This is a genomic window from Thioclava sp. F28-4, from assembly GCF_002020045.1.
Lineage (GTDB): Bacteria > Pseudomonadota > Alphaproteobacteria > Rhodobacterales > Rhodobacteraceae > Thioclava > Thioclava sediminum.
Genome location: NZ_MPZQ01000001.1, coordinates 679,430 through 692,301, shown reverse-complemented (window position 1 = coordinate 692,301; position 12,872 = coordinate 679,430). Strand labels below are relative to the sequence as shown.

The window sequence follows — 12,872 nt, the reverse complement described above, 5'->3', positions numbered from 1 at the left end:
CGGATTGCCTTTCCTGTGGCATATCAATCGCATCGCAGGCCCCAAGGGCCGCGATCCCCGACATTGGTATCAGTCAGAAGGAGCGGGCATGCGTCCGGCACTGCGTCTGCGCGAAGGTGGCCTTGCGGCCTATCAGCAAGAGATGAAATGGGTCGCTCTGGCCCTCGGCATCGCCTCGACCATCGCCATCGTGCAGAACTGGTATCCGCTCAATCTCTTTCTCAGCCTGCCGTTCTGCCTGATCTGGGCCTATCACGCCTGGCTCCATACCGAACGTCAGCTGAAATATCTCAACATCATGTTCACCGGTTTCTACCTTTACGGGATCGTGCGCTATTTCCTTGTGTCGCAGGGTCAGGGCTGAGGCGCGGGTCTTGTAACCCCGTCGGCCAGCGGGGATAGTCGCGCAAGATATTCGGGGATGATTTCATGAGCGACCAGAACGACAAGATACTCGAACAGGCCCGCCAGTTCATCGAGGCGATCCCGCATTCCCGCGCGCTGGGGATGCAGATGGACGAGATCAGCCCGGGCTGCGCGACCCTGTCGATGCCCTATGACACGCGCTTCGTGGGCGATCCGCGCACCGGCGTGATCCATGGCGGCGCGGTCTCGGCGCTGATGGATACCTGCGCGGGCGCCGCCGTGATGAGCCATCCGCAGGCCGGGGCCTCCACCGCGACGCTTGATCTGCGCATCGATTACATGCGGCCCGCGACGCCCGGTCAGCGGATCACCGCGCGGGCCGAATGCTACCACGTCACCCGCTCGGTGGCCTTCGTACGCGCCACCACCCATGACGAGGATGCCGAGCGGCCCGTGGCGACCGCCACCGGCGCCTTCACCGTCTCGCGCCCCGAAAAACCCAAATCGGAGGGGCAAGCATGAGCCGTCCCAAGCCCGAACCCGTCCAGCAGGTCAAGCAGCGCCGCGACGGCGCGCTCAAGATGCTCGTCGAGGGCATTCCCTATGCGCAGTTCCTCGGCATCGGCTTCGACCGGCGCGGCGACGAGCTGACCGGCGTTCTGTCCTATGACGACAAGCTGATCGGCAACCCGATGCTGCCCGCGATCCATGGCGGGGTGACGGCGGCCTTTCTCGAGGTCACCGCGATCATCGAACTCAGCTGGTCCTACCTGTGGGACGATATCGAGGCGGGGCGGATCGATTTCGACGCGCTCACGCCGGAGAGCCTGCCGCGGCTGCCCAAGACGATCGATTTCACCGTGGACTACCTGCGCTCCGGCCTGCCGCGCGACGCCTATGCGCGCGCCCGCGTCAATCGTTCGGGGCGGCGTTACGCCAGCGTCCATGTCGAGGCGTGGCAGGACAACCGGACCCGGATTTTCGCCCAAGCGACGGGCCATTTTCTGATGCCCGCGCGGGACGATACCTCCGCCAATGGCTGAGATTACCCATGCGCGGGTCCTGAAGATCGCGCTGCCCATCGTCCTCTCGAACGCCACGATCCCGATCCTCGGCGCGGTCGACACGGCCGTCGTCGGCCAGATCGGCCTGCCCGCACCGATCGGGGCGGTGGGGATCGGCGCGGTAATCCTGTCCTCGCTCTACTGGATATTCGGCTTCCTGCGGATGGGCACGACCGGGCTCGTGAGCCAGGCGCATGGGACGGGCGATACCGGCGAGGTCTCTGCCGGGCTGATGCGCGCGCTGATCATTGCAGGCATCGCCGGGCTGAGCCTGATCGTGCTGCAAATTCCGCTGTTCTGGGCCGCGTTTCAGCTTGCCCCGGCGAGCGACGAGGTCGAACGCCTTGCCCGCGACTACCTGCAGATCCGCATCTGGGGTGCGCCGCTGACGATCTCGCTTTACGCCTTCACCGGCTGGCTGATCGCGTTGGAGCGCACCCGCGGGGTTCTTTTGCTGCAAGTGACGATGAACGCGCTGAACGTGGGACTGGATCTGTTCTTCGTGCTGGGCCTCGGCTGGGGCGTGCAAGGCGTCGCCGGCGCCACGCTGATCTCCGAGATTAGCGGTGTGGTGCTGGCGCTGTGGCTGTGTCGCGCGGCCTTCGTAAACGGCTTGTGGCGCGCGCGCGCAATCTTCGACCGGGTGAAACTGGCGACTATGGCGCGGGTGAATACCGACATCATGCTGCGCTCGATCCTACTGCAGGCGAGCTTCACCAGCTTCCTGTTCCTCGGCGCGGGGCAGGGCGATGTGACGCTCGCGGCCAATCAGGTGTTGCTGCAATTCCTGCAGATTACCGCCTTCGCGCTGGACGGGTTTGCCTTCTCCGCCGAGAGCCTCGTGGGCCAGGCCGTGGGCGCCCATTCGGCGGCACGGCTGCGCCGGGCGAGCATCGTGTCTTCGCAATGGGGGATCGGTGGCGCGCTCGCGCTGGGCGCGGTCTTCCTGCTCGCGGGGCCCGCGATCATCGACCTGATGACCACCGCCCCGAATGTCCGCATCGAGGCGCGCAACTATCTGATCTGGATCGCCGCCGCGCCGCTGATCGGTGGACCGGCCTGGATGCTCGACGGCATCTTCATCGGCGCGACCCTGACGCGCGAGATGCGCAACGCGATGGTGATCTCGGTCGCGATCTACACGGCCGCGCTTTTCGTGCTGATCCCCCTTTTCGGCAATCACGGGCTCTGGGCGGGGCTGATGATCCTCAACGCCACGCGCGGCCTGACGATGGCGCGGCTCTATCCAAGGGCCGAGGCGAAAGCGGCAGCCGGGTAGGGGCGCGGCCCCTCTGGCTGCGCCCCGCCTGTCCCTTCCCCTTGGGAGAAATATCCCGGGGGTGAGGGCGAAGCCCGAGGGGGCAGCGCCCCCTTCAGACGGTATCCAGATAAAGCTCGGTCTGTTCCTGATCCGACAGCTCGGCCATGTAATGCAGCTCCTGCCGCTTGGTCATGGCGAAATTGGTGATCAGGTCGCGGTCGAAGATGCGCGGCATGATCTCGCAATTCTGGAAGGCGTCGATCGCCGCTTCCCAATCGGTCGGCATCTGCGGCAGGTCCAGCGCATAGGCGTTGCCCTTGATCGGCTCGGGCGCTTCCATTTTGTCCTCGATCCCGATCAGGGCGGCACCCAGAATCGCTGCGATCATCAGGTAGGGGTTCACGTCGCCGCCCGCCACGCGATGCTCGATCCGCCGCGCCTGCGGGCCCGAAGCGGGGATGCGCAGCGCCGCGGTGCGGTTCTCATAGGCCCAGGCGATGCCGGTCGGCGCATGGGCGTCGGGCACGAGCCGGTCATAGCTGTTCTCATGCGGCGCGAAGATCAGGCCCGAGCCCTCCATCGCGGCCAGACACCCGGCCACCGCGTGGCGCATCTGGTCCGAGCCTTGCGGCGTGCCGTCGTTGAAGATGTTGTTGCCCTCGGCGTCGAGCACCGAGAAATGCATATGCATCCCGTTGCCGGGCCATTCGTCGTAGGGTTTCGCCATGAAGGACGCGGCGAAGCCATGCGCGCGCGCCAGACCCTTCACCAGCATCTTGAACAGCCAGCTGTCATCGGCGGCCTTCAGCGGGTCGGGCTGGTGCGAAAGGTTGATCTCGAACTGGCCCGGACCCGCTTCGGAGATCGCGGTATCGGCAGGAATATCCATCGCCTCGCAGGCGTCGTAGAGCTGGCTGAAGAAGATGTCGAACGCGTCGAGCGCGCGGAGCGAGAGGACCTCACCGCCGGTGCGGCGCTTACCCGAGCGGGGCGAGGGCGGCACGCGCAGCGTCTTGCCGCTGTCGTCGATCAGGAAAAATTCCAGCTCGGTCGCGACCACCGGGGTCAGCCCCAGCGCCTTGTAGCGTTCCACCACGCGCGCGAGCGCCTGCCGGGGATCGCCCGCATAGGGCTTGCCGTCCATATGGAACATCCAGATCGGCAGCAGCGCAGTCGGCGCCGAGAGCCACGGCATCGGCAGGAAGCCCCGCTCGGTCGGCATCAAAAGCCCGTCGGCATCGCCGGATTCGAACACGAGCGGGCTGTCTTCGACATCCTCGCCCCAGATGTCGAGATTCATCACCGAATAGGGAAAGCGCGTCCCTTCGGTGAAGACCTTATCGGCGAAGCGGGCCGGCAGGCGCTTGCCGCGCGCCACCCCGTTGAGATCGGCCGCCGCCACGCGGATCGTGCGAACGTCGGGATGGTCGTGCAGCCAGTTCATGTGTCACCTGATAATCTGCGGCCTGAACCGGAAGCGCTTGCGGCTTTCCTGCGGCAGATGGCGGTTCAGGCGGCGGTTGATCACCCCGAAGACCGCGATGACGCAGAGCGTGAGCAGAATGAAGTAGAACGCCGCGATCGGGTAGGGGATGAAGGGATTGAAGGTCTTGTCCGCGAAATATTTCGCGTAATAGAGCGCGTCGCCCTCCTGCCGGAACGCCGGGAAGCCCGAGAAGAAGACGAGCGTGGTGGCGTGGAACAGGAAGATCGCCTCGTTGGTGTAGGACGGCCAGCCGAGCCGGAGCATCGTGGGCCATGTCACGCGGCGGAACTTGGTCCAGCCGGTCATGCCGTAGGCGTCGGCCGCTTCCATGTCGCCTTTCGGCACGGAGCGCAGCGCGCCGTAGAAAATCTCGGCGGCATAGGCGGAGGTGTTGAAGAACAGCACAATCAGTGCGCCTGCCCAGGCCCGCGTGATCCAGTCCGTCGCGACCGTGATCCCGAGGATCGGGAAGCCTGCACGGGGCAGCATCGCGAAGGCCTCGTAGGCGAGGAAGAACTGGATGAAGAGGGGCGAGCCGCGGAACAGGAAGATGAACCATTCGGCCGGTTTGCGGAAGATCGCGCGATCGGAGTTCTTCGCGACCGCCAGCGTCGTCGCGAGGAAGAACCCCGCCAGAAGCGCGAGAATGCCGAAATAGAGGTTCCAGATCATCCCCGAGCCGATCAGGGTGAATTGCTGGCACATGGTGAAATCCGAGCGCGGCAGCAGTCGCTCGCCGATGCCCACGGAGCGCAGCCCGTAATCCGCGATGGTCTGAATGCAGCTCATGCGTCCGCCTTTCTCAGCGCTTCACCAGCAGCCGTGGCCTGCCCGAAGGCGAGGCGGCGGTTGATGCGGGCCAGCACGATCTCGGAGAGCTTGGTCATCACCAGATAGAAGACCAGCAGCACGAGGAAGTAATAGAGACGCCAGTCGGGATGCGGATAGGCGTAGATGCTCGACTTGGTCGCGCCCAGTTCGCGCGCCCAATAGACGATGTCTTCGATGCCCAGAAGGAACAGCAGGGGCGTCGCCTTGATGAGGATCATCCAGAGGTTCGACAGGCCGGGGATCGCATAGGCCCACATCTGCGGGATCAGCACCCGACGGTTCACCTGCGCGCGGGTCATGCCGTAAGCCTCGGCAGTCTCCAGCTGCGCACGCGGTACCGCCTGCATCGCACCGAACAGTACGTTGGCGGCGAAGGCGCCGTAGACGATGGAGAAGGCCACCACGGCCAGCGCGAAGCCATAGGCCTCGTGATAGAATTGCGGGGCCGTGCCGAGCGGGATTTTCGCGGAGGCACAGACGTGGAATTCGTTACCCGTCCAGGCCGGGCCGGGATCGGGGCAGACCGCGCGTGACTTCAGGTATTCGAGGCCCTGGTCCATCGCGATCGGCACGAAAAGGAAGAAGATGATATCGGGCACACCGCGCACCATCGCGATGTAGCCGCGTCCGAGAAAGCGCAGCGGGGCGGCGCTCGACCGGGCGGCCAGCGCCCCGCCGAAGCCGAAGATCAGCGCCACCGGCGCGGTCACGGCCAGCAGGATCAGCACGATGCCGAACGAGCCATAGAACATGATCTGCTTACCTGTGGTCAGGTAGCAGAGCAGCCAGCCAAGCCCGTGAAGGGCAGAGGGATCGGAACAGCTTTCGAACATCGGACTTTCGGTCGGGACCGGAGCGGCTCATGCCGCCCCGGCCTCGTTTTCTGGATCAGTTCTTGAAGGTCAGGGCGTCGTCGCCGAAATACTTCTTGAGCAGTTCGTTGAGCGTGCCATCGGCTTTCAGCTTGGAAATGCCGTCGTTGAACTTGTCCTTCAGCTCGGTGTCGGACTTGCGCAGGCCGATGCCGATGCCTTTGCCGAGCTGCACGTCGTCGCCCACGAATTCCATGTTGTCCTGGCCCGCGAAGGGCTTGAGCGCGTCCTTGTCGGCGAAGACCGCGTCGGCCTCACCGTTCTTCACGGCGGCGATCGTGTCGTCGAGGGTCGCGTATTCGGCCAGCGTTGCGCCGGTTTCAGCGACATGGGCCGCCTGAATGGTGCCGGTCTGCGCCGCGATCACGCCGCCCTTGAGGTCCGCGCCCGGGTCCATCGACATGTAGGACGAAGCCGCCGGCGGGTAATAGGCCTGGGTGAAGTCGATGGTCTTCTCACGCTCAGCGGTGATCGACATGCCAGCCATGATCGTGTCGTAGTTGCCCGAGAGCAGGTTCGGGATGATCGAATCCCAGTCATTGGTGACCCAAGTGCAGTCGAGGCTCTCCATCTCGCAGAGCTTGTCGCCGAGTTCGCGCTCGAAGCCCGCGACTTCACCGTTATCGTCGATGAAGTTGTAGGGAGGGTAGGCGCCCTCGGTGCCCATGCGGACGGTCTGTGCCGCAGCGACGCCGGCCGAAAGGCCGAGGATGGCAGCGGTCAGGATCAGTTTTTTCATTTTGGTTCCCCGTTGTTAATTCTTGGGTTGGTTCACGCCGGCGCGGTGGCCGACAGGAATTGTTGCAGGCGCGTCGATTTCGGCGCGCCGAACAGAGCCTCTGGCGGGCCCTCTTCCTCGATCTTGCCCTGATGCAGGAAGACGACGTGGTCGGAGACGTCACGCGCCAGCCGCATGTCGTGGGTGACGAGGATCATGGTGCGGTGTTCGGCGGCGAGGTCCTTGATGACCTTCACCACCTCTTGCTGCAATTCCGGGTCGAGCGCCGAGGTGGGCTCGTCGAAGAGAAGCGCCTTGGGCTCCATGCACAGCGCCCGCGCGATCGCCGCGCGCTGCTGCTGGCCGCCCGAGAGCTGCGCGGGCCAGGCGTCGCATTTGTCGCCGATGCCGACCTTGTCGAGCAATTGGCGCGCCAGCGGTTCGACCTCTGCCTTGTCGCGGCCCAGCACCGTCACCGGCGCTTCCATCACGTTCTGCAGGATCGTCATGTGGGCCCAGAGATTGAACTGCTGGAACACCATCGACAGGTTGGTGCGGAAACGGGTGACCTGCGCGCGGTCGGCAGGGCGACGATTGAGCCCCTCGCCACGCCAATGCACAGACTCGCCCTCGAAGATCACATCGCCCTTCTGGCTGTCTTCAAGAAGGTTGCAGCATCGCAAGAGGGTCGATTTGCCCGAGCCGGAGGAGCCGATCAACGACACCACATGGCCGCGCGGCGCGGTGATCGAGACGCCCTTGAGCACCTCAAGCGAGCCGTAGCTCTTGTAAAGGTCACGGATTTCGATGACGGGCGCGTCTTTGGGCGCAGGCTCGTTTCGGGTCACGCAGGCAGCTTCTCTTTGTCCATCCGCGCAATCTGGCGCGATTTGACCGGTGAATGCAACTGCGTCTGCCCGGTTGACGATGGGGAAGGGGCCGAAATCACGAGCATCTGAGGAAAAAATGGGCGCGGAGCGGTCGCGCCCCGCGCTGCCTTGCCCGTCGAATTCAGGTGCGGCGGGCCTCGACGCGTTGCCGCGCCACCGCCGAATCGACGTCGTTAACGCCCAGAAGCTTCGCCGCGAGCCGGATCAACGCATCCTCATGGGCATCGCGCACGCCATCTGCCAGCGCCACGTCCCACAGCGCCTCGATCACGCCGGTGCGGTCCTCATAGGCGACCTTGTCTTTCAGCGCGCGCGTGAAGCGGACCGTGTCGGGCGCGCCCGCCTCGACCTCTTCGGCGCGCTTGCGCATCTCGGTCGCCTCGAAGCCCGAGAGACCGTTGCGCTGCGCGAGAACCCGGTCGATCCGGATTTTCTCCTCTTCGGTATAGTTTTCATCCGACCGCGCGAGCCGCACCAGAAGTGCCGCCAGCGCCAATTCGCGATCTTCCCCCTCCATCGGATCGGGGGCGGGATCGTTGAGCATATCGAAAAGGCGTCCAAACATAGGGATAGAGATAAGCGATGCGCGGCGCAGGGCAAGTCACGGATGCGAAAGCCCTGCGCGCGTGCCTCGCTTTTAGCCGACTTTCACGACCATCTTGCCGAAATTGCGGCCCTCCAGCAGGTCGTAGAGCCCCTGCGGCGCGGCCTCGAGGCCTTCCACCACCTGCTCCTTGTACTGAACCTTGCCCTCTTTCAGCCAGCCGGTCATCGCCTCGGAGAATTCCTGATAAAGCTCGATCGGGAAGCTGTCGAAGATGATGAAGCCCTGCACCTTCACCTTCATGCGCAGGATCGTCGAGAGGATCTGCGGGCCGTGATCGGGCCCCTCGGGCAGGCCTTGCAGGTTATACCACGCGACCATGCCGCAGACCGGCATCCGCGCGAAGGGGTTGAGAAGCGGCAGCACGCCGTAGAGCACCTTGCCGCCGACATTTTCGAAATAGACGTCGATCCCGTCGGTGCAGGCCGCGGCCAGTTGCTCGGCGAAATCCGCGGCGCGGTGGTCGATGCAGGCGTCAAACCCGAGCGTGTCGGTGACATGGGCGCATTTCTCGGCCCCGCCCGCGACCCCGACGACGCGGCAGCCCTTGATCTTGGCGATCTGGCCGACCGTCGCGCCGACTGGCCCGGAGGCGGCCGCAACCACCACCGTCTCGCCCGGTTTCGGCTCGCCGATCTTCAGCAGGCCCGCATAGGCCGTGTAGCCCGGCATCCCCAGAATACCCAAGGCCCAGCTCGGGTTCTCCGGCTCCGGCCCGAGATTGAGCACTTGCGTGCCATCCGAGACGAAGAAGTCCTGCCAGCCCGAGGGCGAGAGCACGTAATCACCCTTCGAGAACCCGTCGACATCGCTCTCCATGACCTCGGCCACGACCTGACCGGTCATCACGCCGCCGATCTCGACCGGGGTCGCGTAGGATTTCGCATCCGACATCCGCCCGCGCATATAGGGGTCGAGCGACAGATAGACGGTGCGCAGCAGCATCTCGCCCTTGCCGGGTTGCGGCACGGCCTCGGTCTCGAGCTTCAGCGTGTTCTCGTTCGGCGCGCCTTTCGGGCGTTCGGCGAGGATAATCTTGCGGTTGGTATTGGTGGTCTGTGCCATGAAAGCCTCCTGTTTGAGAGGCCAGCTAGCACGCGGTCCGCGCGGGGAAAGGGGCGCTGCCCCCTCGGGCGCGGCCCTCACCCCCAGGATATTTCGGCAAGAGCGAAGGCAGGCACGGGCCGCCCCTTCGCTCTTGGAAAATATCCCGGGGTGAATGCCGTAAGGCAGAGGGGCAGCGCCCCTTAACTGCGGGCCGCTTTCTCGGCGATGCCGGACGTCCCTTCGCGGCGCTCCAGTTCGGCCAGCACATCGGCCAGCTTCACGTCGCGCGCCGCCAGCATCACCAAGAGGTGATAGAGCACATCCGCCGCCTCATAGGTCAGGTTCTCGCGGTCGTTTTTCGCCGCGGCGATGATCGCTTCCACCGCTTCCTCACCGAATTTCTCGGCGCATTTCTCCGGGCCCTTGGCCAGCAGCTTCGCGGTCCACGACGTGTCGGGATCGGCGCCCTTGCGGCTCTCGATGGTCGCGGCGAGTTGGTCCAGAATGCTCATTGCAGCCTCATCGGAATGCCCGCGGCGGCCATGTATTCCTTGGCCTCGCGGATCGTGTATTCGCCGAAGTGGAAGATCGAGGCGGCGAGAACGGCCGAAGCCCCGCCCTTGGTCACGCCTTCCACCAGATGATCGAGATTGCCGACGCCGCCGGAGGCAATCACCGGCACGTCGACCGCGTCCGAGATCGCCTTCGTCAGCTCCAGATTGAAGCCCGCGCGGGTGCCGTCGCGATCCATCGAGGTCAGCAGGATTTCCCCCGCACCCTTCGCGGTCACGGTGCGCGCGAATTCCACCGCGTCGATACCGGTGGATTTGCGCCCGCCATGGGTAAAGATCTCCCAGCGGCCCGGCTCCACGGTCTTCGCGTCGATCGCGCAGACGATGCACTGGCTGCCGAAGCGGTCGGCAGCCTCGGTGATGACGTTCGGATCGGCCACAGCCGCCGAGTTGAACGAGACCTTGTCGGCCCCTGCCAGCAGCAACGCGCGCACGTCCTCATGGGTGCGCACACCGCCGCCCACGGTGAGCGGCATGAAACATTGCTCGGCGGTGCGGGTCACCAGATCGAACATCGTGCCACGGTTCTCATGCGTCGCGTGGATGTCGAGGAAGCAAAGCTCGTCGGCGCCGGCCGCGTCATAGGCCTTGGCGGCTTCGACCGGGTCGCCCGCGTCGATCAGGTTCACGAAATTGACGCCTTTCACGACGCGGCCATCGGCGACGTCGAGACAGGGAATGATGCGGGTCTTCAGCATGGGCGGCGCTCCTTTGGCGCTTTCATAACGCGCAGGTGCCGCGAGGCAAAGGGGCAGAGTGCTCAGACCGGCTCGACCGGGCAATGCGGCAGAAGACGGCGCACCATCGCGGCGGAACACAGATCGGTCGCAGGTGTCGTCACGGCGGCCGCTGCGCCCGCGGCGCCGTGCTGTAACGCCTCGCGGAAGGTCTTGCCGCGGGAAAGCGCCAGCGTGAAGGCCCCCACGAAACTGTCGCCCGCGCCCACTTTCGACACGACGTCGACCTTCGGCGCCACAGCGAACCAGCGCGCGTCCTTGGTGGCCAGCACATTGCCGTCCGCGCCGCGCGCGACGATCACCGCATGGGCCAGCCCGCGCTGCACGAGGCCTTGGGCGAAATCGGCGCTATCCCGGCGTTCGGGCAGTTTGCGACCCGCCAGCCCCTCGGCCTCCAGCTCGTCCATCCGCAGCACATCGGCGGGTTGCGCCTCGCTTTCCATCAGCTGGTGCAGCGCCTCGCCGGAGGTGTCGAGGAAGAGCCGCGCCTTGGTCCGCGCCATCTTCGTCGCCAGACGCGCGGGGAAATCCTCGGGCACGCCGGGCGGTTGCGAGCCGGACAGCACCACGATCCCACCTTCGGGCGCGGCCCGCGCGATCCGGCTGAGCGCCTTCGCGACATCGCGCGCGCCCCAGTCCGGTCCCGGCATCACGAAGCGATATTGCGCGCCCGTGCTTTGATCCGTGGCGGTCAGGCTCATCCGCGTCTCGCCCGGCGCGGGGAAGGGGAAGACGGCGATCCCGGCCTCGGCCAGAAGCCGCATCACCCGGTCGCCGGTGGTCCCGCCAAGAGCCACGAAAGCTGTGGAATTGCCCCCCAGAGCGGCGATCGCGCGGCTGACATTCAGGCCGCCGCCGCCCGGATCCGTGAGCGGCCGCGTGCAGCGCAGCTTGCGCTCGGGGGCGACCTCGGGGGTCTCGATCGACAGATCGACCGTCGGGTTGAGCGTGATCGTGAGGATCGAGGTCATCGCGTCTCCTTTTGGCCCAGAGCCCGACTTTGCGGCGCGGAGCGCGCGCCTGTCAACGCAGTGTTAAGGGATGGTGCGCTATGACCTCACCCGTGCTGTTTCAAAGGAGTGTGAGGATGGTTCCGGGTGCCGATGATCCGCGATGGAAGAGGGTTTTGACGAGTCAGAGCGATTTGAGTGCCGCGTCGCTGGCGACGAAGATCTTGATTGCGCGCTTGCGTCGCGAGGTGGCCGCGCGCCCGGCCTCGCTTGGCGACAAGATCGCGGAGCTGCGTGAGTTCGTGACGAAAAATGCTTTTGCCGCCGGCGATGTCGCGGCGTTCTAGGCTCGAGAGGGGATCCGGTATGAAAAATGAGATGTTGGGCGTGGCCGAGGCCGCCGCGCGGATCGAGGCGGGCGACGTCATGGTCGTGGCGGGGGACGAGGCGCTTCTGGCGCAGCTCCCGCGCGGCAAATGGATCGGCGGCACCACCGTTTATTTCGTCACCGAAGAGGGCGGGGCGGTGGTGCGCGACAAGCTGTTCTGCACCCGGTTCGAGCGGACGACGGGCGCGGTGCCGCGTTGGCTCGAGGTGGGCGATCTGCCGAAGATCTCCGAAGGCTACGCCGAAAATGGCTTCACCATGATCATGATCCCCGCCTTCTCGGTGGCGCATTCCGACTTTGCGGTGGAAGGGCAGGGCTATCCCGGTCTCTTCGATCAGCCGCTTGCGGGCTGGATCACCGGGGTACATCTCGACGAGCTGGGCAAACGCGCGCCGAAGGTGTTCGACGGCGCGACGGGGGTGGCGCATGACGAAGGGGCGGTGCTGCTGCATGTCGAGCTGCCCGATGGCGTCGCGGCCGATCTCGACATCCTCAACATCTTCGCCCAAGGCGAGGCCGAGGCGCTGACCTTCACCTTCCCTAAGGCGGGGTTCGAAGCCGAGGTGGCGACGGTCGAGGGGCGAGAGGTCAATCTCGCCCGCTACATCGCCGAGCACGAGATCGACACGCGCCTGCCGCTGGTCGCAAATTACGCAGGCACGCTCGTCAATGTCTCGATCCAGGAGGTCGATGCCGAAGCAGGCAAGGTGAAATTCTACGCCCCCGTTGTCGAAGGGGTCGAATACCGTCTGGCGCAGGCGCTGGGCTCCTACGCGCAGGCTTTCGCTGAAGGCGCGGGGGGCAAAGGCGCCAACGAATATTCGTGCAACTGTATTCTGAACTATCTCTACGGCGAGCTGGAAGGACAGCGCACCGGCGGCTTCACCGGCCCCGTCACGTTCGGCGAGATCGCCTATATCCTGCTCAACCAGACCCTCGTGCGCATGAAGTTGCATGAGGGCGATGCCGCCGCCTGACGGGTGGGGCGCAGCCAGTCGCGGCCCTTACAGGCGTGCCCCTCTCAGAGCAGGGTGACATAAGAAAAACGCGCGCCGGTCGGGCGCGCGCTTGAAATATCTCGGCGCA

At 65.2% G+C, this 12,872-nt stretch carries 16 protein-coding genes; 6 read left to right on the top strand and 10 right to left on the bottom strand.

What is annotated here, in order from left to right; translation table 11 throughout:
* Positions 1 to 88 precede the first annotated feature (88 nt).
* From BMI87_RS03110 to BMI87_RS03095, 4 genes are all read left to right on the top strand, one after another.
* Positions 89 to 364 (top strand): peptidase, encoded by a 276-nt coding sequence (locus BMI87_RS03110; protein ID WP_078519686.1) that lies wholly within the window; start codon positions 89 to 91, stop codon positions 362 to 364.
* Positions 365 to 429: 65 nt separating this feature from the next.
* The gene (locus BMI87_RS03105; protein ID WP_078519685.1) at positions 430 to 888 is read left to right on the top strand and encodes a PaaI family thioesterase; all 459 of its coding nucleotides are present in this window, start codon (positions 430 to 432) and stop codon (positions 886 to 888) included.
* A complete protein-coding gene (locus BMI87_RS03100) occupies positions 885 to 1,409 on the top strand; it encodes a PaaI family thioesterase (protein WP_075776152.1) in 525 nt (174 codons plus the stop codon). The genes BMI87_RS03105 and BMI87_RS03100 overlap by 4 nt, the downstream gene beginning before the upstream one ends.
* Positions 1,402 to 2,709: an MATE family efflux transporter gene (locus tag BMI87_RS03095; protein ID WP_078519684.1), complete on the top strand. Its 1,308-nt coding sequence runs from the start codon at positions 1,402 to 1,404 to the stop codon at positions 2,707 to 2,709. The genes BMI87_RS03100 and BMI87_RS03095 overlap by 8 nt, the downstream gene beginning before the upstream one ends.
* A gap of 94 nt (positions 2,710 to 2,803) precedes the next feature.
* Here BMI87_RS03095 and BMI87_RS03090 read toward each other — a convergent pair whose 3' ends face one another.
* From BMI87_RS03090 to BMI87_RS03045, 10 genes are all read right to left on the bottom strand, one after another.
* Entirely contained in the window at positions 2,804 to 4,135 is a 1,332-nt protein-coding gene (locus BMI87_RS03090; protein WP_078519683.1) for a glutamine synthetase family protein, read from the bottom strand.
* A 3-nt stretch (positions 4,136 to 4,138) separates the two neighbouring features.
* Positions 4,139 to 4,966: an ABC transporter permease gene (locus BMI87_RS03085; RefSeq protein ID WP_078519682.1), complete on the bottom strand. Its 828-nt coding sequence runs from the start codon at positions 4,964 to 4,966 to the stop codon at positions 4,139 to 4,141.
* Complete coding sequence (locus tag BMI87_RS03080; protein WP_078519681.1) at positions 4,963 to 5,841, bottom strand: ABC transporter permease; 879 nt, start codon at positions 5,839 to 5,841, stop codon at positions 4,963 to 4,965. The genes BMI87_RS03085 and BMI87_RS03080 overlap by 4 nt, the downstream gene beginning before the upstream one ends.
* 55 nt (positions 5,842 to 5,896) lie before the next feature.
* Positions 5,897 to 6,619 carry a transporter substrate-binding domain-containing protein gene (locus BMI87_RS03075; RefSeq protein WP_078519680.1) on the bottom strand — a complete coding sequence of 241 codons (723 nt, stop codon included), beginning with the start codon at positions 6,617 to 6,619 and terminating at the stop codon, positions 5,897 to 5,899.
* A gap of 32 nt (positions 6,620 to 6,651) precedes the next feature.
* Positions 6,652 to 7,446: an ABC transporter ATP-binding protein gene (locus BMI87_RS03070; RefSeq protein ID WP_078519679.1), complete on the bottom strand. Its 795-nt coding sequence runs from the start codon at positions 7,444 to 7,446 to the stop codon at positions 6,652 to 6,654.
* A gap of 163 nt (positions 7,447 to 7,609) precedes the next feature.
* On the bottom strand, positions 7,610 to 8,053 hold the full coding sequence (locus BMI87_RS03065; protein ID WP_078519678.1) for a TerB family tellurite resistance protein: 444 nt from the start codon (positions 8,051 to 8,053) through the stop codon (positions 7,610 to 7,612).
* 72 nt (positions 8,054 to 8,125) lie between these two features.
* Positions 8,126 to 9,157: an NADP-dependent oxidoreductase gene (locus BMI87_RS03060; protein WP_078519677.1), complete on the bottom strand. Its 1,032-nt coding sequence runs from the start codon at positions 9,155 to 9,157 to the stop codon at positions 8,126 to 8,128.
* Positions 9,158 to 9,339: 182 nt separating this feature from the next.
* Entirely contained in the window at positions 9,340 to 9,651 is a 312-nt protein-coding gene (locus BMI87_RS03055; RefSeq protein ID WP_078519676.1) for a phosphoribosyl-ATP diphosphatase, read from the bottom strand.
* The gene (gene hisF / locus BMI87_RS03050; RefSeq protein WP_078519675.1) at positions 9,648 to 10,409 is read right to left on the bottom strand and encodes an imidazole glycerol phosphate synthase subunit HisF; all 762 of its coding nucleotides are present in this window, start codon (positions 10,407 to 10,409) and stop codon (positions 9,648 to 9,650) included. The genes BMI87_RS03055 and hisF overlap by 4 nt, the downstream gene beginning before the upstream one ends.
* 62 nt (positions 10,410 to 10,471) lie before the next feature.
* Positions 10,472 to 11,419, bottom strand: a complete 948-nt coding sequence (locus BMI87_RS03045; RefSeq protein WP_078519674.1) for a 1-phosphofructokinase family hexose kinase — start codon at positions 11,417 to 11,419, stop codon at positions 10,472 to 10,474.
* A gap of 116 nt (positions 11,420 to 11,535) precedes the next feature.
* On the opposite strand from BMI87_RS03045, the gene BMI87_RS03040 reads away from it, so the two are divergent.
* Together BMI87_RS03040 and BMI87_RS03035 are read left to right on the top strand one after the other, a co-directional pair.
* Positions 11,536 to 11,745 carry a hypothetical protein gene (locus tag BMI87_RS03040; protein WP_078519673.1) on the top strand — a complete coding sequence of 70 codons (210 nt, stop codon included), beginning with the start codon at positions 11,536 to 11,538 and terminating at the stop codon, positions 11,743 to 11,745.
* A 19-nt stretch (positions 11,746 to 11,764) separates the two neighbouring features.
* Positions 11,765 to 12,763: a hypothetical protein gene (locus BMI87_RS03035; protein WP_078519672.1), complete on the top strand. Its 999-nt coding sequence runs from the start codon at positions 11,765 to 11,767 to the stop codon at positions 12,761 to 12,763.
* Positions 12,764 to 12,872 lie beyond the last annotated feature (109 nt).

Coding starts and splice junctions, on each gene's coding strand:
- BMI87_RS03110 (WP_078519686.1), top strand. CDS start 89: ATGCGTCCGGCACTGCGTCTGCGCGAAGGTGGCCTTGCGGCCTATCAG.
- BMI87_RS03105 (WP_078519685.1), top strand. CDS start 430: ATGAGCGACCAGAACGACAAGATACTCGAACAGGCCCGCCAGTTCATC.
- BMI87_RS03100 (WP_075776152.1), top strand. CDS start 885: ATGAGCCGTCCCAAGCCCGAACCCGTCCAGCAGGTCAAGCAGCGCCGC.
- BMI87_RS03095 (WP_078519684.1), top strand. CDS start 1,402: ATGGCTGAGATTACCCATGCGCGGGTCCTGAAGATCGCGCTGCCCATC.
- BMI87_RS03090 (WP_078519683.1), bottom strand. CDS start 4,135: ATGAACTGGCTGCACGACCATCCCGACGTTCGCACGATCCGCGTGGCG.
- BMI87_RS03085 (WP_078519682.1), bottom strand. CDS start 4,966: ATGAGCTGCATTCAGACCATCGCGGATTACGGGCTGCGCTCCGTGGGC.
- BMI87_RS03080 (WP_078519681.1), bottom strand. CDS start 5,841: ATGTTCGAAAGCTGTTCCGATCCCTCTGCCCTTCACGGGCTTGGCTGG.
- BMI87_RS03075 (WP_078519680.1), bottom strand. CDS start 6,619: ATGAAAAAACTGATCCTGACCGCTGCCATCCTCGGCCTTTCGGCCGGC.
- BMI87_RS03065 (WP_078519678.1), bottom strand. CDS start 8,053: ATGTTTGGACGCCTTTTCGATATGCTCAACGATCCCGCCCCCGATCCG.
- BMI87_RS03060 (WP_078519677.1), bottom strand. CDS start 9,157: ATGGCACAGACCACCAATACCAACCGCAAGATTATCCTCGCCGAACGC.
- BMI87_RS03055 (WP_078519676.1), bottom strand. CDS start 9,651: ATGAGCATTCTGGACCAACTCGCCGCGACCATCGAGAGCCGCAAGGGC.
- hisF (WP_078519675.1), bottom strand. CDS start 10,409: ATGCTGAAGACCCGCATCATTCCCTGTCTCGACGTCGCCGATGGCCGC.
- BMI87_RS03045 (WP_078519674.1), bottom strand. CDS start 11,419: ATGACCTCGATCCTCACGATCACGCTCAACCCGACGGTCGATCTGTCG.
- BMI87_RS03040 (WP_078519673.1), top strand. CDS start 11,536: ATGGTTCCGGGTGCCGATGATCCGCGATGGAAGAGGGTTTTGACGAGT.
- BMI87_RS03035 (WP_078519672.1), top strand. CDS start 11,765: ATGAAAAATGAGATGTTGGGCGTGGCCGAGGCCGCCGCGCGGATCGAG.